The sequence below is a fragment of the Janthinobacterium sp. BJB426 genome (assembly GCF_002735705.1).
In the GTDB taxonomy this organism is placed as follows: Bacteria; Pseudomonadota; Gammaproteobacteria; order Burkholderiales; family Burkholderiaceae_D; genus Janthinobacterium.
Genome location: NZ_PDZL01000031.1, coordinates 19,953 through 45,241 on the forward strand (window position 1 = coordinate 19,953; position 25,289 = coordinate 45,241).

Below are 25,289 nucleotides of genomic sequence, written 5' to 3' on the forward strand. Positions count from 1 at the left end.
ACACTGTGCAGCAAGGAATAACAATGGAGCAGGGACATGGACCGATTTGATGCGATGCGTATTTTTACCCGCATCGTCGAACTGCGCAGTTTCACGCAGGCGGCGCATGACCTTGGCTATCCCAAGGCCACCGTCACGCATGCGATCAAGCAGCTTGAAGCGCGGCTGCGCGTGCGCCTGCTGCAGCGGACCACGCGGCAAGTGACGCCCACGCCCGATGGGGACGCGTATTACCAGCGCTGCGTGCGCCTGCTGGCGGACCTGGAAGAAACGGAAGCCGTGTTCAGTTCGGCGGCGCAGCAGCCGGCCGGCAAGCTGCGCATCGACCTGCACGCGACCCTGGCCATGCATTTCGTGATGCCCGTGCTGGACCAGTTCTGTGCCCGCTATCCGCTGATCGAACTGGAAATCGGCATGGGCGACCGCCTCGTCGATCTGGTGCGCGAAGGCGTCGATTGCGTGCTGCGCGCGGGAGAGCTCGGCGACTCGTCGATGGTGGCGCGCAGGGTGGCGCTGCTCGACCAGGTGACGTGCGCCAGTCCCGCCTACCTGGCCGCGCACGGCACGCCGGAGAATCTGGCGCAACTGGATGGCCACCGCGCCGTCAATTTCTTTTCCACCCAGTCGGGCAAGGTCTGGCCCTTCGACTTCAAGGTGGATGGGCAGCGGCACAGCGTAGCCTTGCCTGGCACGGTGTCCGTCAACAATGCGGACGCCTACCATGCCTGCTGCCGCGCGGGCATGGGCTTGATCCAGGCCCCCCGGTATCACCTTGAACTGGCGCTTGCGGCGGGCGAGCTGGTGGAAGTGCTGCGGGACTGGCGGCCCGACCCGCTGCCCGTGTCCGTGCTGTATCCCCATCATCGGCAACTGTCGCCGCGCGTGCGCGTGTTTGCCGACTGGGTCGCCAGCCTGTTTGACGGCGTGCAGTGATTGGCATGCTCGCGCTGCGCTGCCGCATTTTCTTGACCTGGGCAAAGGAAAAAATCCCTCTAGTGATGCCATCTAGCACTATTTGATGTGGATCAAAGTTTTTGTTGCACTGCACTCTTAGACTTCGCAGCGTTACTTAACGACAAAAAGAGGGAACTAGAATGAAAAAGTCCGCAACTGCAGCAGCAATCGTCCTGGCCGCCATCGGCGCATTCGCCGGCAATGCAATGGCACAGGAAAGCCCATGGCTGGTCCGTGCGCGCGCCGTGCATATCGATCCGGCCAACAAATCTGCTCCTGTGGGTGGCGTCGGCGCATCCGACCTGATTCACGTCAGCAGCAAGACGATTCCCGAAATTGATATTTCGTATTTCTTCACCCCGAACATCGCTGCCGAACTGATCCTGACCTACCCGCAAAAGCATGACGTTACCTTGTCAGGCACGAAGATCGGTACCTTCAAGCATTTGCCGCCGACCCTGTCGCTGCAATACCACTTCATGCCTGAAAAACAGTTCAGCCCATACGTGGGTGCCGGCGTGAATTACACGAATATCTCGGATGTCAAAATTCCTGGCCTGCGTCTGGAACATGACAGCTGGGGCTACTCGCTGCAAGCTGGCGTCGACTACAAGCTGGACAAAAACTGGTCCTTGAACTTCGACATCAAGAAAGTGCAGATCCGCAGCGATGTACTGACCGCTGCTGGCGCCAAGATCAGCGAAGTCAAGGTTGATCCTGTCCTGATCGGCGTAGGCGTCGGCTACCGTTTCTAAGCATTGATCGACTGCGCCCCCTGCGGCGCGGACAATAAAAAAGGACGGCCAGGTTTACACCTGGCCGTCCTTTTCGCATTGCAAGTGCCACCTTATTTTTTCAGCGTCTTTTCCAGCGCCAGCTGGTAGTCCGTCTTTTCGTAGCCGGCCAAATACTTGTTCGTCGCGTCGAGGAAGGCGCGCGAGCGGTAGGCCGCTTCCAGGTCCTTGACCCATGGCTTGGCCTTGTCGGCCGTGCGGATGGCGACCAGGTTGATGTAGCTGTCCGAGATCTTTTCCACGGCGAGAGCCGACGTCAGCTTCATGCCGGCGGCCAGGGCGAAGTTACCGTTGACGAAAGCGTAGTCGGCGTCGGCCAGCGAACGTGGCAGCTGCGCCGCTTCCAGCGGCACCAGTTTCAGCTTCTTCGGGTTGTCCAGCACGTCGCGTTCGGACGCGCGCAGCGGGTCGACGTTCGGTTTCAGCTTGATCCAGCCCATCTTGGCCAGCATCACCAGCGCGCGCGCCTGGTTGGTCGGGTCGTTCGGCATGGTGATGGTGGCGCCGTTCTTCACGTCCGCCAGGGACTTCTGCTTGCCGCCGTACAGGCCGATCGGCATGGTCGGCACGGTGATCAGGGAGCTCAGTGGCAGCTTGTTATCGGTGGCGAACTTGGTCAGATACACGATGTGCTGGAACACGTTGGCGTCCAGCGAACCTTCGGCCAGCGCGTAGTTCGGCTGCACGTAGTCGTTGAATTCGACGATCTTGACTTTGTAACCCTGTTTTTCCAGGATAGGCTTGATGCCCAGCTTCAGCTGGTCCGAATACGGGCCGGAGCTGGTGCCGATGACGAGTTCTTTCGGGTCCTTGGCGTGGGCGGCGGTGGCGAAGGCCAGGCTGGCGGCGGCCAGGAGCAGGTTGCGGCGAATATGGTTCATGCTTTTCCTTGTACTGAAATACTGAAGATGAATTAACGTTTGTCGAGGCGCTTGGCGATGCGCGTGCCGGCGAACTGGATGGTTTGCACCAGCACGATCAGGATGGCCACGGTGGCGACCATGATGTCCGTCTCGAAGCGGTAGTAGCCGTAGCGGATGGCCAGGTCGCCGATGCCGCCGCCGCCCACGACGCCGGCCACGGCCGAATACGACAGGAAGCTGATCGACAGCACGGTCAGGGCCAGCACCAGGCCGGAGCGCGCTTCCACCAGCAGCACGCGGAAGATGATTTGCATTTCCGACGCGCCCATGGCGTGCGCCGCCTCGATCACGCCGCGCGGCACTTCGCGCAGGTTCTGTTCCACCAGGCGCGCCAGGTAGGGGATGGCGGCGAACGACAGCGGCACGGCGGCCGCCAGCGGACCGATCGAGGTGCCCGCGATGATGCGCGTAAACGGCGTCAGGGCGACCAGCAGGATGATGAAGGGGAAGCTGCGCACGGTATTCACCAGCCAGCCGAGGATCGTCGACAGCGGACGGTTTTCCAGCGACTGGCCTTCCGAGACGAGAAACAGCAGGATGCCCAGCGGGCCGCCGATCAGGATGGCGGCGGTCAGTCCAATGCCCAGCATGGTCATGGTCTGGCCCAGCGCCACCCAGATTTCCGGCAGCAGCTTGATGACGTTATTGATCGATTCTTCAAACATGTGTTGCATCCTTCCATGCGGTGGCTTCAAACGCCTCGGTGCCGTAATACGCCAGCTCGCGTCCCAGCGCCGTCTTGCGCGGGGTGGCCGTGTCGCTCAAATCGAATTGTTCGGCGATGGCGCCGTTTTCCACGACGGCGACCCGGTTGCAGATGGCTCCCAGCACCGACAGCTCATGGCTGACGATGACGATGGTCACGCCGAGGCGCGCATTGATGTCGCGCAGGGTGTCGAGCAGGGCGCGCGTCGTTTCCGCGTCCAGCGCGGACGTCGGCTCGTCGCACAGCAGCACGTCGGGGTGGCTGGCCAGGGCGCGGGCGATCGCCACGCGCTGTTTCTGCCCGCCGGACAATTGCGCCGGATAGCTGTGCAGCTTGTCGGACAAGCCGACCAGCGCCAGGCATTCCTCGACCCTGGCGGCGATCTGCTCGCCCTTGGTCGTGCCATGGATTTTCAAGGGGAAGGCGACGTTGTCGAAGACGCTGGCGTTTTGCAGCAGATTGAATTGCTGGAAAATCATGCCGATGTTCTGGCGCGCGTCGCGCAATTCGCTCTTGCCCAGGCGCGTCAGTTCGCGTCCGGCGACGGTAATGGTGCCGCTGTCAGGGCGCTCGAGCAGGTTAATCAGGCGCAGCAAGGTCGATTTTCCGGCGCCGCTCTTGCCGATCAGGCCGAAAATATCACCGGGATAGACTTCCAGCGTGACCGATTTGACCGCGTGGAATTGTTCGCCTTTGGGCAGCGCGAAGGTCTTGTTTGCGCCATCGATGCGAATCACCGGCGTACGGTGTGGTGTGGTCATGCAGTGTTTCCTTTTTTATTAGGCCGTGACAGGCGCGCTTGCAGGGGCCAAATCGCCCAGCCTGTTACGTCGGTTGCGTAGTATACCTCCGATCGTGTTATTACTCCTACGACAGAATCTTGCTTTGAATATGCAAATAATGTCTATATGGGTGTTTGGCGAGAGTAAACGCGGTTTTTACGCGATCAGCCAATGGAAAATTCGACGGGAATCGATAATTCCAGCGGGTCCGGCCGTTCCTTGGGAATGCGCGGCAGTGGCGCCGCCCGTTGCAAAGTGTCGAGCGCGGCCTGATCCAGCGCTGCGGAACCGGAACTGCGCTCGATGGCGGCCGCCAGCACCTGGCCATCGCGGTCGATGCGGCAGCGCAGATACACGACGCCCTGCTCCTGCTTCGCGCGCGACGCCGTCGGATAGCGGCGGAAGCGTTCCATGCGCGCCAAAACCTTCCCTTCCCAGCTAGATACGCCGCTGCGCAGCTCCTGTGGCGCGGGCGGCAGCGCAGGCGAGGGCGGTGCCGCCGCGACAGACGCCGTGGCCACCGCTGCCGGCGTGACGGGGGCTTGGCGCACCTCGGCGACGGCTGTGATGGCCTCGGCTTGCGGCGGCAGGGGCGCGGCATCGGGCTGCGGCAGCACGAATTGTCTGATTGCCGGCGCTGCCTTTTTTGCAAGGGTGCGCGACGGTGCGGCGGCCGCGCTGACCTGTTCAGCAAGATTCTGCTCCAAAGGCCGGGGCGGGGCGGCGGCCGGCAAGTACAGCATGGCCGGCTGCGCGGAATCGGGCGCGATGGCCAGCAAGGGCGCTGCTGGCGCGCGCTGATACACGGCCCAGCCCAGCAGGGCGCCATGCATGGCGAAGACGGTGGCGATCGTCAGCGGCTTGTGCCAGTCCGCCGGCGGCGTCTTTTCTGGCGCCGGCCCTTCCGGGCGGCGCAGCAGGTAGATGATGACGGCGATTTCCATCGTTGCCACGAGGGCGATGACCCACCACGGCGGATGGCCGAGGCACATGGCGACAAAGCCGATGGCCATGCCCACGCAAGCGAGGACCTTGCCGCGGCGTGACACGGCGCGGTGTTCGCGCCACTGGCGCAGCGGCGCGCCGAAGCGCGGGTGGTGCAGCAGCCAGTGCTCCAGGCGCGGCGAGGCTCGGCTGAAGCAGGCCAGCGCCAGGATCAGGAAGATCGTCGTCGGCATCACGGGCAGCATGGCGCCGATTACGCCCAGCGCCACCATCAGCATGCCGGCGCCCGTCCACGCCCAGCGCCGCAGGCGTGCCGTATGCGCTTCCGCAACTGCCTGGATGACTGGCTCCTCCATCAGGCGCACGCCTCCACGTGGCCATGCATGCGCAGGAAGGCGGCGCGCGCGCCATCGATCACGCGCGCTTCACCGGCATCGTCAAGCACGGCCGTATCGAGCACGGACGTGAAATCGCGCCAGTGGCGCGCGCGTCCGTCCGGATGGCCGGCCAGGTGGCGCGCGCCATGGTGTTCATCGAGGCCGATCTTGCCGGCCAGCTTATACAGGATGGCTGCGCCCAGCTTCGAGCCTTCGCTCACGTACAGCCAGCCCAGCGCCGTGGCCAGGTCCAGTTGCGCGTCGAACGGCGGCGTGGCCGCATCGGCTGGCAATGCTGTCTCGAGGTCGCGCAGGTCGGCCGCGATGCTGGCGTAGCGGCGGCGCTGCTCCAGGTCCGGCAGCAGGGTGGCCAGCTGCGCGTTGTCGTACAGCGCGTCGACGTCGCGCAGGAACGCGTACTGCGCCTGCAAAAAGCGCGCGTAATTGTCGCGGCTGGAAAACGGCGCGCTGGCCATGATGCGCTGGTCCAGCAATTCGTGGGTGGCCATGGTGTCGGCTTTCAGGCGCTGGCTGCGGGTCGGGGCCGCGTTGGTCGGAACGGCGTTTAAAGTGGTGTCGCTTGCTGCATGCATGGAATATCTGCTCTCTATTATAAGGATGAATCAAATCAGAAACGAAGGCCAAGCGTGACGCGCGCCGTGCGGCCCGGTCCCGGCATCAGGCTCAGGGTCAGCGGATCGAGGTAGTAGCGGTCCGTCAGGTTGTCCACCGCCACGTCGACGGTGGCGTTGGGCGTGATCTTGTAGCTGGCGAACAGGTCGGCCAGGGTGTAGGCCTGCGTCAGCACCTGCGGCGAGGTGCCCGTCCACGACTGCCACACGGCCTTGTCGTCCTGGCGCGCCAGCGGATGGCCGACGTGCGTCAGGCGCGTGCCGACGGTGAGCTTTTCCTGCAGCCAGCGCGTGCCCAGGGTCAGGTTGGCGCTCAGCTTGGGCTGGATATGGTTGCTCACGTAGGAACTGGAAAAGCCGATGGGCGAGCAGTCTGGCGTGATCCAGATCTCCGATTGCCACTTGCTGGCCTTGCGCAAATACGCCGCCGTGGCCGCGTCGCAGATCAGGGTCTTGCGGTTCCAGGTACCGGAAAAGTCGGCAAACACGCTACCCCGGTCATATGACGACTGCAGTTCGACGCCCGAGACGCTGTATTTGTCCGTGTTCGCCATCGAGAAATTCTGCGCGTGGGCCGGCAAGTCGGGAATCGGGCGGCGCGTGATGTAGCCGTGCGTGACGTTGTCGAAATACGCAATGCGCAGGCGCAGCTTGTCGGCGGCGCTCCACACGCCATCCTTGATCACGCTCACGCCGATCTCGCGGTTGTGGCTGCGCTCGGCGTTCAGGGGCGACGAATACGTGGCCGAGAAGCCCATCGTCGATTCGTACAGGCTGGGCATGCGCAAGCCGCGCGCGTCGCGCAGGAACACGCTGACGCTGTCGGACAGGCGCGCCGTCAGCGCAAACGTGGGCGCAAAACCGTGGTCCTTGCGGCGGATCGGCTTGCTGTAGGTGAACAGGCCGGGGATGGCGTCGCGGAAGACATAGTCGTTGCCGCTCCAGTTGGCGACCTGCGAGACGTCCAGCGGCGCCGGTTCTTCGCCATAGCGTTCCACCATGCCGCCCACCAGCGCGGGATTGGTGGCGGGCGTGAACTGGCCCTGCGCATCCTGGTACCATTTCGCGTCGCCGAGCTGGCCGCCGTCCTTGTCCCACATGGTGACCCATTGCCAGCCCTGCGGCTGGTATTGCTGTTCCGCGCGGCGGTTGCGGTCGCGCGAGTCGAAGCGCTGGAAGCGTCCGCCCGCCTCGATGGTCAGCCAGTCGCGCGCCTGCCACTGCAGCGAGGCGAACGCGCTTTGCTCGTGGCGCTTGCCGTTGCGCAGGGTGTGGTTGGCATTCAGGTCGTCGTCGAGGATGGCCACGCTGTCGGCCGGGCCGATATCCTCGTTCTGCAGGGACAGGCCGTAATCGAGCTTGAGCGCGCCCATGCCGGTGGCGAAGCGCGAGGTGTTCGTCAGGTCGGCACCGACCCTGCGCGCCTGGTTCTTCGCCAGGTACAGCACTTCCACGCACTCCTTGCATTCATGGTCGCCCGGATTGGTCTTGCCTTCCAGCGGATTGCTGAAGATGTCGCCGTTGCGCGACTTGCTCTGCATGTCCGTCAGCCACAGGTTGGCCTTCAGGTCGATCAATTGCTGGCCTTCCGGTTTCCACTCGTAGCGCGCCGTCAGCGCGTTGGTGCGCACCTGGCTCGGGTCCCACTGGGGAATGCTGCCGGTGCTGTTGCGGTAGATTTGCGAGGGCATGATTTCGCCATAGCTGCTGTCGAAATAGCGGTAGCCCAGCTCCAGCTTCTGTTCGTGCGGCAGGCGCAGGTTGGCTTTCAGCAGGGCCGAGGTGGTGCGGTTGGCCGTGTTCAGCACTTCGTCGCCCTTCTTGAAGAACTGCGTCACGCCATTGTCGTCGCCCCATTCATTGAGCATCTGATAGCGTTCGAAGCCCCGTGTGCCGGAAAAATAATTGCCGATGCTGCGCTGGCTGATGGCGGCCACCAGGTCGTAGTCATCCTGGCGCGTGGCCACGGCGATGCTGCCAAAGCCGCTGCGCGGGTTGTCCAGCTTGTTGCGCTGCGTGCGCGGCGTGCTGCCGAAATCGGCGGGCGCCGAGACGCTGTTGTCCTGGATGCCGCCGCGCAGGCGCACGCCGGTGCGTTGGCCTGGTCGCAAAATGTCTTCAGGGCGCAGCGTCTGCATGCTGACCATGCCGCCGATGGCGCCCGCGCCTTGCGCCGACAGGTTCGGGCCCTTGTCGATGCGGATGGCGCTGATCAGGTCCGGGTCGATGTAGCTGCGGTCGGCGATGCCTGCGTAACCGCGGTAGACGGTGGACGACTGCAGACTGCCGTCGATCAGCACGGGCACGCGGCCCTGGCCCTGCATGCCGCGCACGTTGACGTCGACGGCGCCGCTGTTGCGGCTGTCGCCCACCTGCACGCCAGCCACGCCCTTGAAGATGTCGGCCGGCGAGGTGCCGCGGAAGCGTTCGATCTGCTCGCGACCGATGTACACGGAGGCGGCTGGCGTGAGGTAGGGCAGGTCTGCCGGATCCGTGTCGTCCGCCTCGAACGTGCCGCTGCCGCCCTGGCCATTCACGCGCAGGGTGCCGATCTGCACGGCGCCGGCAGCGGCGGGCGCGGGCGCGCTGATGATGATGGTCGTGCCGCCTTGCAGCTGCGCCTGCAGGCCGCTGCCGGCCAGCAGCTGGCGCAGCGCTTCCGGCAGCGAATGCCTGCCTTGCAGCGGCGCGCTGTGGCGTCCCTGCGTCAGGCGCGCGTCGGCCAGCAGCACCATGCCGGCCTGGCGCGCCAGCTCGTTCAGCGCGCGGTTCAACGGCTGCGCGGGAATCTGCCATTCCACCTGCGCCACCGGCGCGGCGGCGGCATGCACGGCGGGCGTGGCGAAGGCCAGGCCGATGGCCAGGAAGAGGGGGGACACGCGGGCGTGCAAGGGGTGGCGCGGTGGAGTCATATGCAGGTTTTTCCTATGGTGATGTGGTGATCCTTCATAGTTAAAACGAATGAGTCTCATTTACCCTGACGTGCGGATTGATTTTATTTCGCGTCATGGGGACAAATCAGCGGGCGACGATATGCAGCTTGCCGTCCCGGCGTACCACGCGCACGGGCAAGGCCAGCGGCAGGGCGGCGGCAAATTGCGCCGGCAGCGTCGCGTCGAAGCTGCCGTTCAGGCGCAGGCCGGCCAGGGCCGGATCGCCGAGCACGAGGTGTGTATCGCCATAGCGCTCGAATTCGGCCAGCGCCTCGGCCAGGGTGGTGTCCTCGAAATCGAGGCGCCCGGCACGCCAGTTGCCCACCGCCTGCGCATTGACCCTGGCCAGCGCCTTCACGCCCTGCGGCGTGACGGTGACCGTGTCGCCCGCCTGCAGCACTTCGGCATGCGCGCCGGCTTCGCTTTCCACGCGCACCGTGCCTTGCGCCACGCTCACCTGTGTCGTGGCGCCCACGTGGCGCACTGAAAAATGCGTGCCCAGCACCGTCGCCGTGGCCGCTCCCGCGATGACCTGGAACGGACGCGCAGGGTCGGCGTGGACATGGAACATGGCCTGGCCGCGCAGCAGGCGCACGCTGCGCCGGTCGCGGTACAGGGCCACGTCGACGGCGCTGCCGCTATCGAGTTCGATGCGGCTGCCGTCGGGCAGGACTTGCGTGGCGAACTGGCCGCGCGCCGTGCTGTAATCGTGCTGGAAGCCCGGTTGCTGCCAATGGCTGGCCAGCGGCCAGGCCAGCAGGCCGCACAGCAGCAGGCAGCCGCCGGCCAGTGCGCCGCGCGGCGGGAAGGAAGCCGCCTGGCGCAGCCTCTGCAGCAGCGATGACGGCGCGCTCGCCGCCGGAGCGGGCTGACTGAATGCCGCCACGCGCTGCGCCGGCAGGCTGGCCAGCAGCGCATCGGTGCGGGCCAGCGCCTGCCAGGCGTGCTGGTGGTGCGCGTCGGCGGCCAGCCATGCGTCCAGCGCCGCCAGTTCGTGGGCGGCCAGGCCCGCGTCGTGGCGCAGCAGCCATTGCGCCGCCAGGAAGTCGATGTCGTCGGCCGTCGTGTCTTGTGATGTCATGTGCTGTTTCATAGCGTATCCCGCTCGGGCAAGCCTTTTTTACAGGCGAGCATGCCGTTGATGATGTGTTTTTCCACCATGTTGACGGAGATACCCATCTGGGCGGCGATCTCGATCTGGCTCAGGCCATCGAACTTGTACAGCGCGAAAGCCTGGCGGCAGCGCGGCGGCAAGGCGTCGATGATGGCCAGCAGGCGTTCCATGGTTTGCCGGTCGTGCAGCCGTTGCTCGGGTTCATCGGCGCGCGGCGCGCGCAGCTGCATGTGCGGCTCGTCGAGCGCGTCATGGGGCCGCCTCTGGTGCAGGCGCTGTTCGTCGATGGCGATGTTTTTCGCCGTGACGTACAGCAGGGCGCGCTGGCCGCTGTCGGGCGGGGTATCGCCAGGCAGGGCGTGGGCGCCGCCCTGCGGCTTGCGCGCCAGGATGCGGGCGTAGGCTTCCTGCACCACGTCCTGTGCCTTGTCGCGGCATCCCGTGGAGCGCGAAATCAGGCGCAGCAATTCCTGGTAATAGCGTTCAAGCACCGCGCATGTCCCCGTGATCAAAGCGAGCGATGATAGCAAGCCCATCAAATAATAACAAGAATCATTCTCATTCAATGCTTGTTTGAGGTGCCGGATAACGCTGGATATTTTTGGCAATGCAGACAATAATCGGCAGCAGAAGGCGCTGTCGCGGACATGATCACCATGTATTATCGATTTTTTCGATGCTAACTAGGTATATTTTCCGTTTTACATCGATCTTCATGCCATGCATAATCTGTTGCAACTGAAGCCAGACAATCAGCCGCATGCGCCCCCCGCCTGCAGCTGCTTGCGGTTTTGACATCCTCCACTTTCTATCAGGAACCTACAATGAAAAAACTGCTCGCTTTTATCGCCGCCGCCGGCTTCTCGCTGTCCGCTTTTGCCGCGCCTGAAGTCTATGTCATCGATGGCAGCCACACTTTCCCCCGTTTCGAGTACACCCACATGGGTTTCTCGACGCAGCAAAGCCGTTTCAATAACACCACCGGCAAGGTCACCCTGGACCGCGCCGCGAAGACGGGCGCCGTCGAAGTGCTGATCGACACCAAGTCCGTCGATACGGGTTCGACCCTGTTCAACTCGCACATCCAGGGCGAAGACTTCCTCGACACGGCCAAGTATCCGGTCGCCACCTACAAATCGACCAAGTTCAACTTCGACGGCGACAAGCTGGCCTCCGTGGAAGGCAACCTGACCCTGAAAGGCGTGACCAAGCCAGTCACCCTGACCGTCACCTCGTTCGCCTGCGCACCGCACCCGATGCTGAAAAAAGACGCTTGCGGCGCCAACGCCACGGCCAAGATCAAACGCTCGGAATTCAACGCCGGCAAATATGCGCCAGCCGTCAGCGATGACGTCACTTTGACGTTCGCAATCGAAGCCATCAAACAGTAATCGTTGGCTGCATGACGTAAAAATGGCGGCGGACTTCGGTCCGCCGCCATTTTTTTATACCTATCCCCAAAGAGAGGGCTGGGGTCAGTCACTGCGTGATTGGAATGTTCCCCATTGGGTAACATTGCCCCCCCCGGCGGGTCTGACCCCGGATTTCACGCCAGGTGATGCACTTCCTGCTGCCCATACACGGGCGTGTTCAACCCTTCCATGCGCGCCTTCAGCTGCAGCGACAGGTACTGGGAATAGTGGCGCGACTGGTGCAGGTTACCGCCGTGGAACCACAGTGCCTGCTGCTGCGTGGGCTTCCACATATTGCGCTGCTCGCCCTCCCACGGGCCCGGGTCTTTCGTCGTGCTTGACCCGAGGCCCCACACCTTGCCCACCTTGTTCGCCACTTCCGGCGAGATCAGGTCGGCCGCCCAGCCGTTCATGGAGCCGTAGCCGGTGGCGTACACCACCAGGTCGGCCGGCAGTTCCGTGTCGTCAGACAGCACGATGGAGTGGCTTTTCAGTTCCTGCACGCCGACGCCGCTTTTCAGCTTGATCTTGCCCTCGGCGACCAGCTCGGAGGCGCCCACGTCGATGTAGTAGCCGGAGCCGCGGCGCAGGTATTTCATGAACAGGCCGGAATCGTCGTCGCCAAAGTCCAGCATGAAGCCCCGTTCTTCCAGGCGCCGGTAAAAATCCGCATCGCGTTCGCGGATGGCCTTGAAGACGGGCTTCTGGAAGTCGGCCAGGATTTTATAGGGGATCGAGGCGAACGTCAGGTCGGCCTTGTTTGTGGTCATGCCGGCGGCCAGCGCCCGTTCCGAGTACAGGTCGCCCAAGGCCAGGTCCATCAAGGAATCGGACTTGACGATGTGCGTCGACGAGCGCTGCACCATGGTCACGTCCACGCCCGCTTCCCACAGGGCGGCGCAGATATCGTGCGCGGAATTGTTCGCACCGATGACGACCACCTTCTTGCCCACATACGCATCCGGCCCCGGATGCTGCGACGAATGCTGCTGCTCGCCCTGGAACACGTCCATGCCATTGAACTTCGGCATGTTGGCCTTGCCCGACATGCCCGTGGCCAGCACCAGCTGCTTCGGTTTCAGTGTGACGGGCTGGCCGTCGCGCAGCACCTGCACCGTCCACTCGCCTGTGGCTTCGTCAAAGCTGGCCGATTCGCATGAGGTCGAGCCCCAGTAATTGAGCTCCATCACCTTGGTGTACATTTCCAGCCAGTCACCGACCTTGTCCTTCGGCGTGAAGACGGGCCAGTTGTCGGGGAACGGGATGTACGGCATGTGGTCGTACCAGACGGGGTCGTGCAGGCACAAGGACTTGTAGCGCTTGCGCCAGCTGTCGCCGGGGCGCGAATTTTTCTCGATGATGATGGTGGGGACATTGAGCTGGCGCAGCCGCGCACCGAGCGCGATGCCGCCCTGGCCGCCGCCGATGATGACGCAGTAGGGTTGGCGTGCGTAGCCCAGTTCCTTTGCTTCCTGTTCGCGGTGCTCCAGCCAGCTGCTGCGGTTCGTGCGGGCGCCGTGTTCCGCGCCCATGGGCCGCCGCCTGCCCTTGGCTTCCTCAAAACCCTTCAATTCGCTCATGGTGGTAAGCAGGGTCCATATCTTGCCATCGCGGATGCGGATGAAGCCCACGCCGCGCGCCGCGTTCGTTTCCACCGTGATCCAGCTTTGTAGCACGCCACCGGCTTCCACCGCATGCTCGCCATCGGCGATGCGGATGGAGACTGGCTGCACGGTGCTCAGCTGGGCGGTCAGCATGGCGGCGATCTGTTCGCGGCCTTCCAGGGTTTTCAGGTTCCAGGTAAACAGCACCAGGTCGCGCCAGTAGCCGTCCTGTTCGAACAGTTGCGCGGCGCCCGTGCCGTCGCTGGCGCGCAGCGTGCCTTCCAGCTGCTCCAGGATGCCGGCCACGGCCAGGTTGTGGGGGTTGATATCGGTTTGCATCGTGTCTCCTCCAAGTCTGCTGACTTTATGATGGGATGCGGCTGTCTTGCCGCTGACGATGTTGTAACACTGGCGTTCCGGCCCTGCATTGCGCAGCGCAGCATGGCTGAATTTGAGACGGAAATCTCAGCTTTTCGGACGGTCTACTGGCGGTGCGGTGCCACGATATGCAGCTGCTTGATGCGCCGGTACAGGGTGGCGCGCGAGATGCCCAACATGGCGGCAGCCTGCAGCGGGCGCCATTTGGCGGCGTTCATGGCGTGGACGATGCGCGTGCGTTCGGCCAGTTCCGGCGCCGTGTAGGCAACCGTCTCCTCCGTCGCGGGGGCGGCGTTCCTCACGCGTGCTCGCGCGCTGGCCTGGCGCAGCGGCGCGCGCAAGCGGGCGTGCACCCAGGTGCCGCCGCCGGCCAGGCGCAGGGACAGCAGATTGTGTCCCGCGCGCGCATCGAACAGCCGTTCGGCGCGCACTTCCAGCACTTCGCCGACGGGACGCGGCAGGGTGTTCAGGCCAGCGATGACGTCACGCGCGCAGCGGTTGGCGGCGACGATGTCGCCATGTTCGTCGATGGCGAGCAGCATTTCCGGCTGCACTTCCACGAAGTGGCGGTTGCGGTGCGCCAGCAGGATGCAGCAATGGCTGTAGGATTTGAGAAAAAAGCCGTCCTCGATCAGGGTTGCGCCTTGCCGCACCAGCTGCTTGACCAGACGCTGGCTGTCGCGCGCATCGGGCGAACTGAGGGCCGACGCATCGAGCACGCCGATCAAGTCGCCGTGCGGCGAAAAAATCGGCGCCGCGCTGCAGGTCAGGCCCGTGAACGCGGCGCGAAAATGATCCGTCTTGTGCACGGTGATGGCTTCATGGTCGAGCAGCACGGAGGCGATGCCGCACGTGCCTTCCTCTTCTTCCGACCAGCACGAACCGGGGTACAGGCCCGCCTTCTTGAAATCCTTGCGCTGGTCCGTGTCGACCACGTAGTCGATGGTCACGCCGCGCGCATTGGCGAGGATGACGCAGTAACCCGCTTCGCGCACCATGGCGTGCAGGCGCGGCAGGCACTGGCCCGTGGAGCGCAAAAAATTTTCCTCGGACTGCTGGATGGCGCGCAGTTCGGCGCCCGTCAGGATGCGCGGCCCCGTGGTGGACGCCGGGTCGAGCCGGTAGTCGTCCAGCGAGCGCCGGTAGGACGAGGCCAGTCGGGCGGTGTCGGCCCCCGGATTGACGATACGACCGGCGATCAGGTCGCGCACGCGGTCGATATGGCTGGTCTGGCGGACGTAGGGCATGGTGCTCTCCAGTGTCTCGGTATCTGGTTTTTATGGTGTTTTGCTTGTCGCCCCGTTTTTAGCACGAAGCGCCGGGTCGCGCATCCTGCGCTGCAGCATGGCGCGCGCGTGAGACGTTAGTCTCAGCGCGTGGCCCGCACAATAGGATGCCGCAGGACAAGATAAAAAGTTTCTCTGTTAGCATGCATCGCATGAAGCGAGCGCCGTTGCCGGCGTCAGCCATGACAGGAGATATGCATGAAGACATTGCCACCCATCCGTCGCCTGGCCCTGGCCGCCGCCTGCCTGGCGCTGGCCGCCGGCGCCCATGCGGCAGAGACAACGGCGCCGCTGTCGGCCGCCGCCAGCGACCCGGCTGCATTGCAATGGATGGTGGGCGCGCCGCCGCCGGCCGATAAGATCATCCGCTTCGACGATGGCAGCTATTTCAATTTCCCCCAGCTGCGCTGGAGCGTGTCGCACTTCCGCCAGTTGATGCCGACGGTGGCGGTGGCGCGCGGCTTGAAAGCGCCCGTGCCCTTGCCGCGCGCACTGCGCAACGATATCGACAGCCTGCGCTTTACCCCGCTGGGCGCGAAGGAGACGATGACCTGGGAGCAGTCGCTGGGCGCCAATTACACGGACGGCATCGTCGTGCTGCACCGGGGCCGCATCGTGTATGAGCGCTATTTCGGCGTGTTGAAGGAGGGCGGCCAGCATGGCGCCATGTCCGTGACGAAGTCCGTGATGGGCACCATCGGCGCGGCCCTGGTGGCCGAAGGCAAGCTCGATCCCGGCAAGAAAGTGGCCGAGTACGTGCCGGAGCTGGCGAAGTCCGCGTTTGGCGACGCCACCGTGCGCCAGGTGCTCGACATGACCACGGGCCTGCAATTCAGCGAAGATTACGCCGACCCGAAAGCGGAAGTGTGGCAGCACGCGGCGGCCGGCAGCCCGCTGCCCAAGCCGAAGGATTACACGGGACCGCGCAGCTATTTCGAGTACCTGCAGACGGTGCGGCACGAGGGCAGGCATGGCGAGGGCTTCGGCTACCGTACGGTCAACTCCGACGTGCTGGGCTGGATCATCGCCCGCGTCACGGGGCAGAGCGTCAACGAATACCTGTCCGAGCATGTCTGGCAAAAGCTGGGCGCCGAGCAGGATGCCTACATGACGGTCGATTCGACGGGCACGCCGTTTGCCGGCGGCGGCTTGAATGCGGGCTTGCGCGACCTGGCGCGCTTCGGCGAAATGCTGCGCAACGATGGCCGCTATAACGGCCAGCAGATACTGCCCAAGGCGGCCGTCGACGATATCCGCCGTGGCGGCGACAAGCAGCTGTTCGCCAAGGGCGGCTACGATTTGCTCAAGGGCTGGAGCTACCGCGACATGTGGTGGGTCACGCATAACGAGCATGGCGCCTACATGGCGCGCGGCGTGTACGGCCAGCGCATCTACATCGATCCGAAGGCGGAAATGGTGATCGTGCGTTTCGCCTCCACGCCGACGGCGGCCAACGCGGCCAACGACCCGACCACCACGCCGGCCTTCGAAGCGCTGGGCAAGCTACTGCTGGCCAAGCCGCAGTAGCTTGCCAGCCGTGCGGCGGAACGGACTCAACTGCAATACACTATCCTTTCGTCATCATTTGTTGTTTGGGTGATAATTCATGCGCCGCACGCAAGGAGTACGCACCGTGGAAACCAGTCAGCCGGATCAACCGCGCCCGCCACTCTGGCGGCGCCTGCTGTGGCCGGTCGCCCAGCTTGGTTCGGCTTTCAAGCTGACTGGCACGCATCTGCTGCACCACGTGATCGGCGCCAGCCTGATCGCCGCGTTGATGCTGGCGCTGGAGGGTTTTCACGTGCTCGAATGGCTCGATGCGGCCATGCTGCGGGCCAGCGCGGCGCAGGAGCGGCTGCTGGACCGGGGCAAGGACCCGGGCGCCGCCTACCGGCCCGGCATCATCGAAATCGACCAGCCCGCGTTCGAACAGGTCTTCGACGAGCGCGAACCGCTGGAGCGCACGCGCCTGGAGCAATTGATCGCCAGCGCCGCCGCGCGCGGCAGCAAGGTGCTGGCCATCGACCTGGACCTGGCGCCGGCCGTATATGAACAGCACAAGGCGGGCGAGCGGCCGCTGGACCGCCTGCTTGACCGGCTGGCCGCGAATGGCCGGCAACTGGTGCTGATCCTGCCCGAGCAATCGGACCGCAACGCGAACCTGCCGTGGATACGCGCGCGCTGCGCGGCCGGCATCCACTTTGCCAGCCCGCGGATCCGCGAACGCATGGGCGCCGTCACGCGCATCGAGCTGAAAAGCCCCGTGCTGGCGGCCGTGGCCTTTGAGCTGGCGCATGGCGCCGACGAGCAGGAGCAGAAGCAGCCCATGCCGGCCGCCTTGTCCGAGCAAAAGGAAGTGATGGCGCTGGCCGGCCGCGTGTGCCAGCTGGCGCGGCGCACGGGCAGCGAAAAGGAATTGGCGCGCTGGGCGTTCGAACCCGTCATCCGCGGCGACGCCAAGGCGGCGGCCGAGCAGAACGCCGTTACCGCGCCGTTTCACCCGGCCGCCGTGGCGCCGGCATTCCTGAACCCCACGCGCACGCGCGTCAAACTGAGCGACGGCCAGGCTGGCGTGGATGCCGGCGCGCTGCGCAAGAACGTCGTGTATATCGGCAGCACGTATGACGTGCGCGACCGCTACACGACGGCAGAAGGCGAGCAGGCCGGCCTGCACCTGCATGCGGCCGCCCACACGTCGCTGGGCATCGGCACGGCCGACGTCAACAAATATGCGGTGTTCGTGGCCGACATCGTCATCGGCGTGCTGCTGGGCTGCCTGTTCGGCGGTCTGTGGACCCTGTACGGCCGCGCCGAACTGGCCATCGACAAGCGCATGGAAGGCCACGATTTCGGCCGCCTGCACCGCATGGGCACCCTGGCGGAATTCTATGGCATCCGCCTGATGCTGGCGCTGGTGTGGGCCTCGCCGTTTGCCATCGGCGCGCTGGCCATTTACCTGTCGCGCGGCTTGCTCGAGCAGGGCTGGTGGGTCAATCCCGGCCCGCTGATCGCCGGCATGTTCCTGCACGCGATGTCGCTGCGCGACGAAGCCCACCATCCGCACGAGGAAGTGCCGGGCCTGTCCGTGTGGGCCCAGCTGCGCCGCACGCATCCGGGCATCGTGCTGGTGCAGGCGCCGCTGGCGGTGCTGCTGTTGATCATCGCCCTGATCTAGCGCAAACCGTGGCGCCGCAGCGGCGCTAAACTGGGCGCCTTTTTCATTTGCAGGAGGATGCCATGCTGAGCGGAGGATGTTTATGCGGCGACGTGCGCTACGAAGCGGGCACGGGCACCTTGGCCTGCCATTGCTCGATGTGCCGCCGCACGTCGGGCGCGCAGTTTGTCGCCTGGTTCAGTGTGCCACGGGCGAACTTTCGCTGGCTGCGGGGACAGGCCACGCCATACGCGTCCAGCGAACACTGCACGCGTAGTTTTTGCCCCCGCTGCGGCACGCAGCTGACGTTCGAGGATGCGCGCGACCTGGACGAGGTTGGCCTGACCACCAGCAGCCTGGACGACCCCGAACAACTGCCACCGCACAGCCATATCTATACGGACACGCAACTGGAGTGGGTGAGATTGGCCGATGGCTTGCCGCGGTATCGTGGGGCGCGTAGCGAGGGGTAGGTCGGATTAGCGGGGCCGCCGAGGCGCGCAAGCGCGTAATCCGACATGCTACTGGCGTCAATTTAGTCGGTAATGGCGCGCAGGCGCGCCAGCGCGTCTTCCACGACGAATTCAGGCGCGGTTTCGATGCGCTTTGCGCCGCGTGCTTCAAGGTCGAGCATGCGGATCTGGTTGACCAGCGCCACCCCCTGCGTTGCCGTGCCGCTGCCGCTCAATGACGCGGCAAAGCCCGCGTGGCGGGCAAAATCGCCGCCTTGCGTGATGGGGGCGACCAGCACGACACCGAGCGTGTTGAAGGCGCTGGTGGACAGCACCAGCGCTGGCCGGGACGCGCCGCGCTGTTCACGGCCTTCCGTTGGCTCCAGATTGACCATCACGATATCGCCACGGCCGAACTGGACGCGCTTTACCATGCTTCGCGGCCTGCCGGTTTGATCTGGCTCCATGCCGCCATGTCGGCCGGTTCTGGCGCCGTGACATCGCATTGGGCAACCAGATCATCGAGCGTGAAGGCAGGGCGCTTGGCTTTCAGGAATACGCCGTCCGGACGCACATCGACCGCCAGCTTGTCGCCCAGCGACACCTTCAGCATGCCCAGCAGTTCCGTTGGCAAGCGCACGGCCGCGCTATTGCCCCATTTTTGGATCGATAGTTCCATATGACCTCCTATGTATCTACATTGTAGATTCATGTAATCTGATAATCAAGGACGGTGTTTACCCGATCAGCTTCAACCCCGGCGGCAGCGCCTCGCCCAGCATGCGCTTGGTATTCGCTTCGTCCAGCTGCGTCACTTCGCTGACCATCGCCTGCCACAGGGGCGGGGCGCCGACGGCTTTCAGGCGAGCCAGGATGGTGGCCCGTAGTTCATCGGCGATGTCGCGCGAACGGTCGCCCGTCATGCGCGCCAGGTGGGTGGCGGCAAACGCCGCCGGTTCCGTCTTTTTCCAGTCCAGCGCCAGCAGCATCGTGAGCCATTCGGCCACGGTGGCGCTGTCGACCACTTCATGCGCGCTGCCGTGGAAGGGCTGGCGCGCGCCGACCCTGGCCAGCGCCCACAGGGTATTCGTGTCCGCCACTTCGCCCTTTTTATCAGCCTTCTGCAGACGCTTGATCAGCCAGGCGCCCACTTCGGCCTTGTAGGCGCCGGGGATGCGCTCGAGCGAGGCGCCCAGGCGCAACATGTCTTCATCGCTGCCGTTGACGAGGGTGACGGGGCGGCTGCCGCGCTGGGCCGCATCGGCTTGCAGGTTGAAGGCGAAGTCGTCGAGCAGGCGCAGTTGCTGCTCCGTGCTCAAGCCGCCTGCCACGCGGCGCCACAGGGTCCACCATTCGGCGCATACCTGGTTGTCCTTGTGGTGCTGCACGCCCGCGTCGAACAGGGCCCACAGCTGCTCGATGCGCCACGGGTCGAGCGCGTCGCCATAGCCGGGCCGCAAACAGTAGCCGGCCAGGTTCAGCCACACCCGCTCATGTTCGGCGGAGCGGCGCCGGCCACGCGCGCGTTGTAGCAGGGCGTCGAACAGCTGGCGCAAGAGCGGCGTGTCCCAGCTTTCGCGTCCGCCCAGCCCCCGTTCCAGGTGCTGGCGCAGCTGGCGCACTTCCTTGGTTTCGACCTTTTGCGCCTTGCCGCCGAAGATGCGCTCGATTTTCTCGATGGCTTCTTTCACGCGTGGTGATACGCTGGACGTTTCGCTTGCTACATCCTCTTCGCCTCGCAGCTGGAATTCCAGCAGCCAGCGCTGGCCGGCATCCGCTGCTGCCACGCAATGCACTTCCAGGGTACCCACTTCCGTCATGACTGTCACCAGCTGCACGGTGATGTCGCGCTTGTCACCGCTTTCCGCTTGCAGCACGCTGGCCAGCGGCGGCAGGCGCAAGTATTCTCCGGCATCCAGATCGACGATTTCGCCCAGCTGCGGCGGCGTGCCCGCCTCAAAGAGGGACGTGGCCAGGTGGAAGCGCACGGGCCGGCCCAGGCGCAGCGCGAACAGGCGCTCCGTCAGGCGGATTTCCTCGCCGCTGGCGCTGCCACGGGGCAGGATGCAGACGGCGCGCTTGTCCTTGCCTGCCTCGCCCAGCACGAGGAAATAGCTGCGCGGCGAGCCGCCACCGATGCGCGGCGCCTGGCCGCGCCGGGCCAGCGCGTAGGCGACGGCGCCACGGGCCACGGCCACGTCGGGATTATCGTTGTGCAGGATGGTCAGGGGCTGGCCGCGCCAGTGCGCCAGGGTCTCGGCCAGGCGGCGCGCTAGCGCGTCGGCGCGGAACACGCCGCCATTCAGCAGCAAGGTATCGGGCAGTGCGCCTTGATGCTGTTGTAAAAAGCTGGCCAGGTGGCGCGTGATGGCCGCGTCCTGCGCATACGGCAGGCCGAATTCGACGATGCCGGCGCGGCCTTTTTTCGCTGTCTCCGTGAGTTCCACTTTCGGGAAGAAGCCGTCGACCACCATGGCCGCCACTTCCTCGCGCGTGACGTCGGCGGACCGGCTGCCACCAATCAGGCGCGAGCCCGCGCCCAGCAGGGTGACGGTGGCGCTGTCCGGCGCATCGTGCGACAGCAGCAATTCCTTGGCGGCGCGGCAGCGTTCCATCAACTGCGACAAACGCGCGGCCGACAGCTTCATGCCGCCTTCGCTGCCAGCGGCCATGCGCGTTTCCACCAGGTGGGCCAGCGCCAGGTCCATATTGTCGCCGCCCAGTATCAAGTGGTTGCCCACGCTGCTGCGCGTGAGCCGCGGTTCGCCGTTGCCATCGAAGGCCACGTCGATCAGGCTGAAATCCGTGGTGCCGCCACCCACGTCGCATACCAGAATGCGGCGCGTGTCGGCCAGGTCGTCGCGCAGGGTGGCGCGCCGGCGTTGCAGGAAATCGTAGAAGGCCGCTTGCGGTTCTTCCACCAATCGCAAGGTGGGCAAGCCCGCCATGCGGGCCGCTTCCAGGGTGAGTGCGCGCGCACCCTCGTCGAACGAGGCGGGAATGGTCAGCACCAGTTCCTGCTCTTCGAGCGGAGAATCGGGGAAGCGGTGATTCCACGCGGCGCCTACATACGCGAGGTAGCTGGCGCTGGCCGCCACGGGCGACACCTTGGCCACGTCGGCATCCGCACCCCACGGCAGGATGGGCGCCTGGCGGTCCACGTTCGCATGCGACAGCCAGCTCTTTGCGCTGGAGACGAGCCGGCCCGGCACCTGGGCGCCGAGCTGGCGCGCCAGGGCGCCCAGTACTGCATGGTCGACGCTCGCTGGGTCCTGCTGCGGCCACGGCAGCTGCAAGTCGCCCGCCGCCAGTTCGCCGGCGGCAGGGTGGTAGCGCAAGGACGGCAGCAGCGGGCGTGCAGCCACTTCGCCGGGGGCGACCAGCTGCTCGATGGGGAACAGGTTTATTTCCGCCTGCGCATCGCCAGCCGCCGCATACGCCACCACCGTGTTGGTGGTGCCCAGGTCGATGCCGACCACGAAGGCCGGCCGCACCTTCGCGCCGCGCATGCTTATGGCTGCGGCGTGCCGCGCACGTCGAATTCCACTTTCCAGCGCTCGGCGCCGTCAGGGGACACGGCCAGCAGTTCCAGGGTGCCCGCCTCCGTCACGCGCGCATGCAGCTTGACCTGCACCACGTCGCCGGCCGACCGGCCTTCGGCGGACAAGGTCGCCTGGATTTCGCTCAGTTCCTGCAATTCGTCCGGGCCCCAGAAGTCGAGCAAGTCGCCGATCTGGTCGTTGCGGCGCGTGGATGAGGCGAAGAAGCGGAAATGCACGGGTTCGCCCACGACGAGGCCGAATTGCTGGCCCGGCAGTTCCAGTTCGCTGCCTTCTTCCATGCCGAACGGCGCCACGCACAGGGCCTGGATCGGCGGTTCCATGCCGGGGATGGCCGGCATCGCCGATTCGATGGCCACGTAGAAGGAACTGGCCGTGCCACCGCGGATGCGCACGCCATGGCCGCGCCGCACGTAGCTGTAGTAGGCCGCGCCACGGGCGACGGCCAGGTCCAGGTCGGCCCCGGCCAGCATGCGCGCCGGTTCAGCGCCTTCCATGTACAGCCAGTCGTTGACGGTCGCCATGATGCGCTGGACCAGCAAGTCGGACTTGAAGACGCCGCCGTTGAACAGCACGGCCGTCGGGTGCAAAAAGCTGGCGCCGTCCGCCTGGCGGCCCGCGAAGCCTTCCAGTTCGCTGGTCGCCGCCACTTGCCGGCCCAGGAAGGCGGCCAGGTGGCGCGTGATGGCCGCGTCCTGCGCATACGGCAAGCCCAGTTGCGTGAGGCCCGCGCGCGTGCGCACGGCAGGGCGGCTCGATGCTTCCACCTGCGGGAAGAAGCCGTCGAGGATGAAGGTGGACACTTCCGCGCGCGTCAGTTCCGTGCGGATGGAGCCGCCGATCAGCTTCGAGCCGCGGCTCGGCACGACGATCGGTGCCACATCGAGGCCGCTGTCGGCCAGCAGGCTTTCCTTGGCGCTGCGGCAGCCATACGTGAGCGCCCGCATCTGCCAGGCGTCGAGCTGGGTGCCGTTGGCGGCCAGCTTGCGGGCCACCAGGTGGGCCAGCGCCAGGTCCATATTGTCGCCGCCCAGCAGGATGTGTTCACCGACGGCGACCCTGTGCGGTTCCAGCACGCCGTCGCGCTCGAGCACGGCGATCAGCGAAAAGTCACTGGTGCCGCCGCCCACGTCGACCACCAGGATGATGTCGCCCGGCTTGACTTCCTTGCGCCAGCGGCCTTCGCTGGTCTGGATCCAGCTGTACAGGGCCGCTTGCGGCTCTTCCAGCAAGGTCAATGAGGTGTAGCCGGCTGCCTGCGCCGCTTCCATCGTCAGCTCGCGCGCGGCCGGGTCGAACGAGGCCGGAATCGTGACCGTGATTTCCTGCTGCGCGAACGGCGCTTGCGGGTGGGCGTTGTCCCAGGCCTGGCGCAAGTGCGTCAGGTAGCGCGTGGCGGCCGTGATCGGTGAAATGCGCGCGACTTCCGCCGGCGCGTCGTTCGGCAGGATGGCCGCGCGGCGGTCCACGCCGGGGTGGCACAGCCAGCTTTTCGCGCTCGACACCAGACGGATCGGCGTGGTGGCGCCGCGGCTGCGGGCCATTTCGCCGACGACGAACGGCGCTTCGGCTTCTTCCGTAACCCAGGGCAGGGCCAGGTCGCCGGCCGCCACTTCATCGGCGTGCGGCAGGTAGACGAACGATGGCAGCAAGGAAAGCTCTTCGACGGTGCCCGGCGCCGACAACTGCGGCACTTTCAGCACGCCGTGGCTGGATTGCTCGCCGTCGCTCTCGACCAGGTTCACATACGACAGGGCGCTGTGGGTGGTGCCCAGGTCGATGCCGATGGCGTAGCGCGGGGTGTTGTTCGTTGTGTCGTTCACAGTTCCACCTCGGCCGGTGCCAGGATGGCGGCGTCGTGCTGCTCGCTCAGTTTCGGCAGGCGCACGCTGGACGCGCGCCAGCCGCGATGGCTGAGGGTACCCGTGAATGGCGCCGAACCGACCACGTTGCCCGTCAGGCGTACTTGCGCGCTGTCAAAACCTTCCTGCAGCACGATGCGGCTGCCTTCGGCTTCCTGGCGCACGGCGTCGATGGTGAAATACTCGCGCATGACCTTGGCGCAGCCTTCATGCACGACGCGGGCGGCCGCGCCGATGTCGGCGTCGGCATGGCTGCCCAGGTTTTCCTGGGTGAAGTCGATCAGGCGCGCTTCGCGTTGCAGCAGGGCCAGCAATTGCAGGGCGGCATCGGGCGTCGCTTCTTTCAAGATGACGGGTGCGGCGGCCGGCGTCGGCACGGGCGCTGGCGCTGGCGCAGGTGCCACTGGCGCGACGGGAGCGGCCTCGGGCAGGGACAGCTTTTCCACGCGGGCCGCATAGGCGGCGTCCGACAGGGTGCTGAAGAAGGCGCCGAAAGCCAGCGGGACACGGCGCCAGAACGATGGGTGGGACGATGATGTGCTCATAGGGAACTCGTTTCTCTGATCTGTAGGGTGGCGTCGGCGGCGCGCCCGGTGGCGGGGCCGCTTCGCAGGGTAGTGCTTGTGCCGGGTCTATGTGGCCGGTTGCGTTTGCCCGCATGATACCAGCTACCGGGCCGGCGCCAAAGTCGCCGCCCCCCGCGCAGAGAGCCTGACGCGTGGATTTTCTTTGTTCCTGCGCAAGGAAACGCTCGATTTCATGCTGTTTCGACTAGAATCGCGCATTATCTTTTTGCATGACCCGGATGCCATGTCTACCGACTTTTCCATCTATCTAGCCAGCAGCCTGTATATCGACAGCGACCATCCGGCCGTGCGCGCCAAGGCAGCCGCATTGGCGGCAGGCGCGGTGGGCGACGCCGCCATCGCGGCCCGCTGCTTTGCCTTTGTGCGCGACGAGGTGGCCCACAGCTGGGACTACCAGCGCAATCCCGTCACTTGCCGCGCTTCCGACGTCTTGCAGCATGGCACGGGCTATTGCTATGCGAAGAGCCATTTGCTGGCCGCGCTGCTGCGCGCCAACGGCATTCCTGCCGGCCTGTGCTACCAGCGCCTGGCTGTCGGCGAAGCGGGGCCGCCGTTTTGCCTGCACGGCTTGAATGCCGTGTATCTGCAGGACTTCGGCTGGTACCGCATCGATGCGCGCGGCAACAAGCCCGGTGTCGCGGCCGCCTTCACGCCGCCGCGCGAGCAGCTGGCCTTTCCCGTGCTGGCGCTCGAGGAACGCGACTTGCCGGAAATCTGGCCGGCGCCGTTGCCGCAGGTGGTGGCGTCCCTGACCGTCTATGCCACCGTGCAGGACGTGGCGGCGCACTTGCCCGATATCGAATTGTTGCCTCTACAAAAATAATCCAAAGAAAG

At 65.2% G+C, this 25,289-nt stretch carries 22 protein-coding genes; 7 read left to right on the top strand and 15 right to left on the bottom strand.

The genetic code is table 11. From position 1 onward, the window contains the following. Nucleotides 1-36: 36 nt before the first annotated feature. Nucleotides 37-933 (top strand): LysR family transcriptional regulator, encoded by an 897-nt coding sequence (locus CSQ93_RS27180; protein ID WP_099380712.1) that lies wholly within the window; start codon nt 37-39, stop codon nt 931-933. A 161-nt stretch (nt 934-1,094) separates the two neighbouring features. Continuing rightward, nucleotides 1,095-1,709, top strand: a complete 615-nt coding sequence (locus tag CSQ93_RS27185) for an OmpW/AlkL family protein (RefSeq protein WP_099380713.1) — start codon at nt 1,095-1,097, stop codon at nt 1,707-1,709. 92 nt (nt 1,710-1,801) lie between these two features. Here CSQ93_RS27185 and CSQ93_RS27190 read toward each other — a convergent pair whose 3' ends face one another. From CSQ93_RS27190 to CSQ93_RS27225, 8 genes are all read right to left on the bottom strand, one after another. Further along, complete coding sequence (locus CSQ93_RS27190; protein ID WP_099380714.1) at nt 1,802-2,629, bottom strand: MetQ/NlpA family ABC transporter substrate-binding protein; 828 nt, start codon at nt 2,627-2,629, stop codon at nt 1,802-1,804. Nucleotides 2,630-2,661: 32 nt separating this feature from the next. Continuing rightward, nucleotides 2,662-3,336, bottom strand: coding sequence for a methionine ABC transporter permease (locus CSQ93_RS27195; protein WP_099380715.1), 675 nt, complete (start codon nt 3,334-3,336; stop codon nt 2,662-2,664). Then, nucleotides 3,329-4,138, bottom strand: a complete 810-nt coding sequence (locus CSQ93_RS27200; RefSeq protein WP_070222288.1) for a methionine ABC transporter ATP-binding protein — start codon at nt 4,136-4,138, stop codon at nt 3,329-3,331. Before CSQ93_RS27200 ends, CSQ93_RS27195 begins: the two co-directional genes overlap by 8 nt. A 185-nt stretch (nt 4,139-4,323) precedes the next feature. Further along, nucleotides 4,324-5,460, bottom strand: a complete 1,137-nt coding sequence (locus CSQ93_RS29775; RefSeq protein WP_099380716.1) for a TonB family protein — start codon at nt 5,458-5,460, stop codon at nt 4,324-4,326. Beyond that, nucleotides 5,460-6,074, bottom strand: a complete 615-nt coding sequence (locus CSQ93_RS27210; protein ID WP_099380717.1) for a biliverdin-producing heme oxygenase — start codon at nt 6,072-6,074, stop codon at nt 5,460-5,462. The genes CSQ93_RS29775 and CSQ93_RS27210 overlap by 1 nt, the downstream gene beginning before the upstream one ends. 35 nt (nt 6,075-6,109) lie before the next feature. After that, the gene (locus CSQ93_RS27215) at nt 6,110-8,992 is read right to left on the bottom strand and encodes a TonB-dependent receptor (RefSeq protein ID WP_233516369.1); all 2,883 of its coding nucleotides are present in this window, start codon (nt 8,990-8,992) and stop codon (nt 6,110-6,112) included. A gap of 139 nt (nt 8,993-9,131) precedes the next feature. Continuing rightward, on the bottom strand, nt 9,132-10,127 hold the full coding sequence (locus CSQ93_RS27220) for a FecR family protein (protein ID WP_158301387.1): 996 nt from the start codon (nt 10,125-10,127) through the stop codon (nt 9,132-9,134). An 8-nt stretch (nt 10,128-10,135) separates the two neighbouring features. Further along, nucleotides 10,136-10,651 (bottom strand): RNA polymerase sigma factor, encoded by a 516-nt coding sequence (locus CSQ93_RS27225; RefSeq protein ID WP_099380737.1) that lies wholly within the window; start codon nt 10,649-10,651, stop codon nt 10,136-10,138. A 333-nt stretch (nt 10,652-10,984) separates the two neighbouring features. Between CSQ93_RS27225 and CSQ93_RS27230 the strand changes: the two genes are divergently transcribed. Then, entirely contained in the window at nt 10,985-11,551 is a 567-nt protein-coding gene (locus tag CSQ93_RS27230; protein ID WP_034756709.1) for a YceI family protein, read from the top strand. A gap of 155 nt (nt 11,552-11,706) precedes the next feature. Here the strand turns inward: CSQ93_RS27230 and CSQ93_RS27235 are convergent, their stop codons facing one another. Both CSQ93_RS27235 and CSQ93_RS27240 read right to left on the bottom strand, forming a co-directional pair. After that, nucleotides 11,707-13,515 carry an NAD(P)/FAD-dependent oxidoreductase gene (locus tag CSQ93_RS27235; protein ID WP_099380720.1) on the bottom strand — a complete coding sequence of 603 codons (1,809 nt, stop codon included), beginning with the start codon at nt 13,513-13,515 and terminating at the stop codon, nt 11,707-11,709. 143 nt (nt 13,516-13,658) lie between these two features. Continuing rightward, a complete protein-coding gene (locus CSQ93_RS27240; protein ID WP_099380721.1) occupies nt 13,659-14,801 on the bottom strand; it encodes a sigma-54-dependent Fis family transcriptional regulator in 1,143 nt (380 codons plus the stop codon). Between the two features lie 237 nt (nt 14,802-15,038). Here CSQ93_RS27240 and CSQ93_RS27245 point away from each other — a divergent pair, with 237 nt between their 5' ends. From CSQ93_RS27245 to CSQ93_RS27255, 3 genes are all read left to right on the top strand, one after another. Further along, a complete protein-coding gene (locus CSQ93_RS27245; protein WP_099380722.1) occupies nt 15,039-16,367 on the top strand; it encodes a serine hydrolase domain-containing protein in 1,329 nt (442 codons plus the stop codon). A 106-nt stretch (nt 16,368-16,473) separates the two neighbouring features. Continuing rightward, nucleotides 16,474-18,015, top strand: a complete 1,542-nt coding sequence (locus tag CSQ93_RS27250) for a CHASE2 domain-containing protein (RefSeq protein ID WP_158301388.1) — start codon at nt 16,474-16,476, stop codon at nt 18,013-18,015. 62 nt (nt 18,016-18,077) lie between these two features. Beyond that, complete coding sequence (locus CSQ93_RS27255; RefSeq protein ID WP_099380724.1) at nt 18,078-18,467, top strand: GFA family protein; 390 nt, start codon at nt 18,078-18,080, stop codon at nt 18,465-18,467. A gap of 62 nt (nt 18,468-18,529) precedes the next feature. Here the strand turns inward: CSQ93_RS27255 and CSQ93_RS27260 are convergent, their stop codons facing one another. Genes CSQ93_RS27260 through CSQ93_RS27280 form a run of 5 tightly spaced genes read right to left on the bottom strand, consistent with a single transcriptional unit; the run spans nt 18,530 to nt 24,413 of the window. Next, nucleotides 18,530-18,880 (bottom strand): type II toxin-antitoxin system ChpB family toxin, encoded by a 351-nt coding sequence (locus CSQ93_RS27260; RefSeq protein ID WP_099380725.1) that lies wholly within the window; start codon nt 18,878-18,880, stop codon nt 18,530-18,532. Next, nucleotides 18,874-19,125 carry an AbrB/MazE/SpoVT family DNA-binding domain-containing protein gene (locus CSQ93_RS27265; RefSeq protein ID WP_099380726.1) on the bottom strand — a complete coding sequence of 84 codons (252 nt, stop codon included), beginning with the start codon at nt 19,123-19,125 and terminating at the stop codon, nt 18,874-18,876. The genes CSQ93_RS27260 and CSQ93_RS27265 overlap by 7 nt, the downstream gene beginning before the upstream one ends. A 58-nt stretch (nt 19,126-19,183) precedes the next feature. After that, complete coding sequence (locus CSQ93_RS27270) at nt 19,184-21,955, bottom strand: Hsp70 family protein (protein ID WP_099380727.1); 2,772 nt, start codon at nt 21,953-21,955, stop codon at nt 19,184-19,186. Nucleotides 21,956-21,957: 2 nt separating this feature from the next. Beyond that, on the bottom strand, nt 21,958-23,829 hold the full coding sequence (locus CSQ93_RS27275; protein WP_099380728.1) for an Hsp70 family protein: 1,872 nt from the start codon (nt 23,827-23,829) through the stop codon (nt 21,958-21,960). Further along, nucleotides 23,826-24,413: a DUF2760 domain-containing protein gene (locus CSQ93_RS27280; protein ID WP_099380729.1), complete on the bottom strand. Its 588-nt coding sequence runs from the start codon at nt 24,411-24,413 to the stop codon at nt 23,826-23,828. Before CSQ93_RS27280 ends, CSQ93_RS27275 begins: the two co-directional genes overlap by 4 nt. A gap of 265 nt (nt 24,414-24,678) precedes the next feature. Here CSQ93_RS27280 and CSQ93_RS27285 point away from each other — a divergent pair, with 265 nt between their 5' ends. Continuing rightward, nucleotides 24,679-25,278, top strand: coding sequence for a transglutaminase-like domain-containing protein (locus tag CSQ93_RS27285; RefSeq protein WP_099380738.1), 600 nt, complete (start codon nt 24,679-24,681; stop codon nt 25,276-25,278). Nucleotides 25,279-25,289: the final 11 nt, after the last annotated feature.

Bases quoted from the DNA above. Each gene is read 5' to 3' on its own strand.
- CSQ93_RS27230 (WP_034756709.1), top strand. From the start codon at position 10,985: ATGAAAAAACTGCTCGCTTTTATCGCCGCCGCCGGCTTCTCGCTGTCC.
- CSQ93_RS27245 (WP_099380722.1), top strand. From the start codon at position 15,039: ATGAAGACATTGCCACCCATCCGTCGCCTGGCCCTGGCCGCCGCCTGC.
- CSQ93_RS27235 (WP_099380720.1), bottom strand. From the start codon at position 13,515: ATGCAAACCGATATCAACCCCCACAACCTGGCCGTGGCCGGCATCCTG.
- CSQ93_RS27260 (WP_099380725.1), bottom strand. From the start codon at position 18,880: ATGGTAAAGCGCGTCCAGTTCGGCCGTGGCGATATCGTGATGGTCAAT.
- CSQ93_RS27285 (WP_099380738.1), top strand. From the start codon at position 24,679: ATGTCTACCGACTTTTCCATCTATCTAGCCAGCAGCCTGTATATCGAC.
- CSQ93_RS27180 (WP_099380712.1), top strand. From the start codon at position 37: ATGGACCGATTTGATGCGATGCGTATTTTTACCCGCATCGTCGAACTG.
- CSQ93_RS29775 (WP_099380716.1), bottom strand. From the start codon at position 5,460: ATGGAGGAGCCAGTCATCCAGGCAGTTGCGGAAGCGCATACGGCACGC.
- CSQ93_RS27195 (WP_099380715.1), bottom strand. From the start codon at position 3,336: ATGTTTGAAGAATCGATCAATAACGTCATCAAGCTGCTGCCGGAAATC.
- CSQ93_RS27240 (WP_099380721.1), bottom strand. From the start codon at position 14,801: ATGCCCTACGTCCGCCAGACCAGCCATATCGACCGCGTGCGCGACCTG.
- CSQ93_RS27265 (WP_099380726.1), bottom strand. From the start codon at position 19,125: ATGGAACTATCGATCCAAAAATGGGGCAATAGCGCGGCCGTGCGCTTG.
- CSQ93_RS27185 (WP_099380713.1), top strand. From the start codon at position 1,095: ATGAAAAAGTCCGCAACTGCAGCAGCAATCGTCCTGGCCGCCATCGGC.
- CSQ93_RS27280 (WP_099380729.1), bottom strand. From the start codon at position 24,413: ATGAGCACATCATCGTCCCACCCATCGTTCTGGCGCCGTGTCCCGCTG.
- CSQ93_RS27270 (WP_099380727.1), bottom strand. From the start codon at position 21,955: ATGCGCGGCGCGAAGGTGCGGCCGGCCTTCGTGGTCGGCATCGACCTG.
- CSQ93_RS27200 (WP_070222288.1), bottom strand. From the start codon at position 4,138: ATGACCACACCACACCGTACGCCGGTGATTCGCATCGATGGCGCAAAC.
- CSQ93_RS27190 (WP_099380714.1), bottom strand. From the start codon at position 2,629: ATGAACCATATTCGCCGCAACCTGCTCCTGGCCGCCGCCAGCCTGGCC.
- CSQ93_RS27255 (WP_099380724.1), top strand. From the start codon at position 18,078: ATGCTGAGCGGAGGATGTTTATGCGGCGACGTGCGCTACGAAGCGGGC.
- CSQ93_RS27210 (WP_099380717.1), bottom strand. From the start codon at position 6,074: ATGCATGCAGCAAGCGACACCACTTTAAACGCCGTTCCGACCAACGCG.
- CSQ93_RS27220 (WP_158301387.1), bottom strand. From the start codon at position 10,127: ATGACATCACAAGACACGACGGCCGACGACATCGACTTCCTGGCGGCG.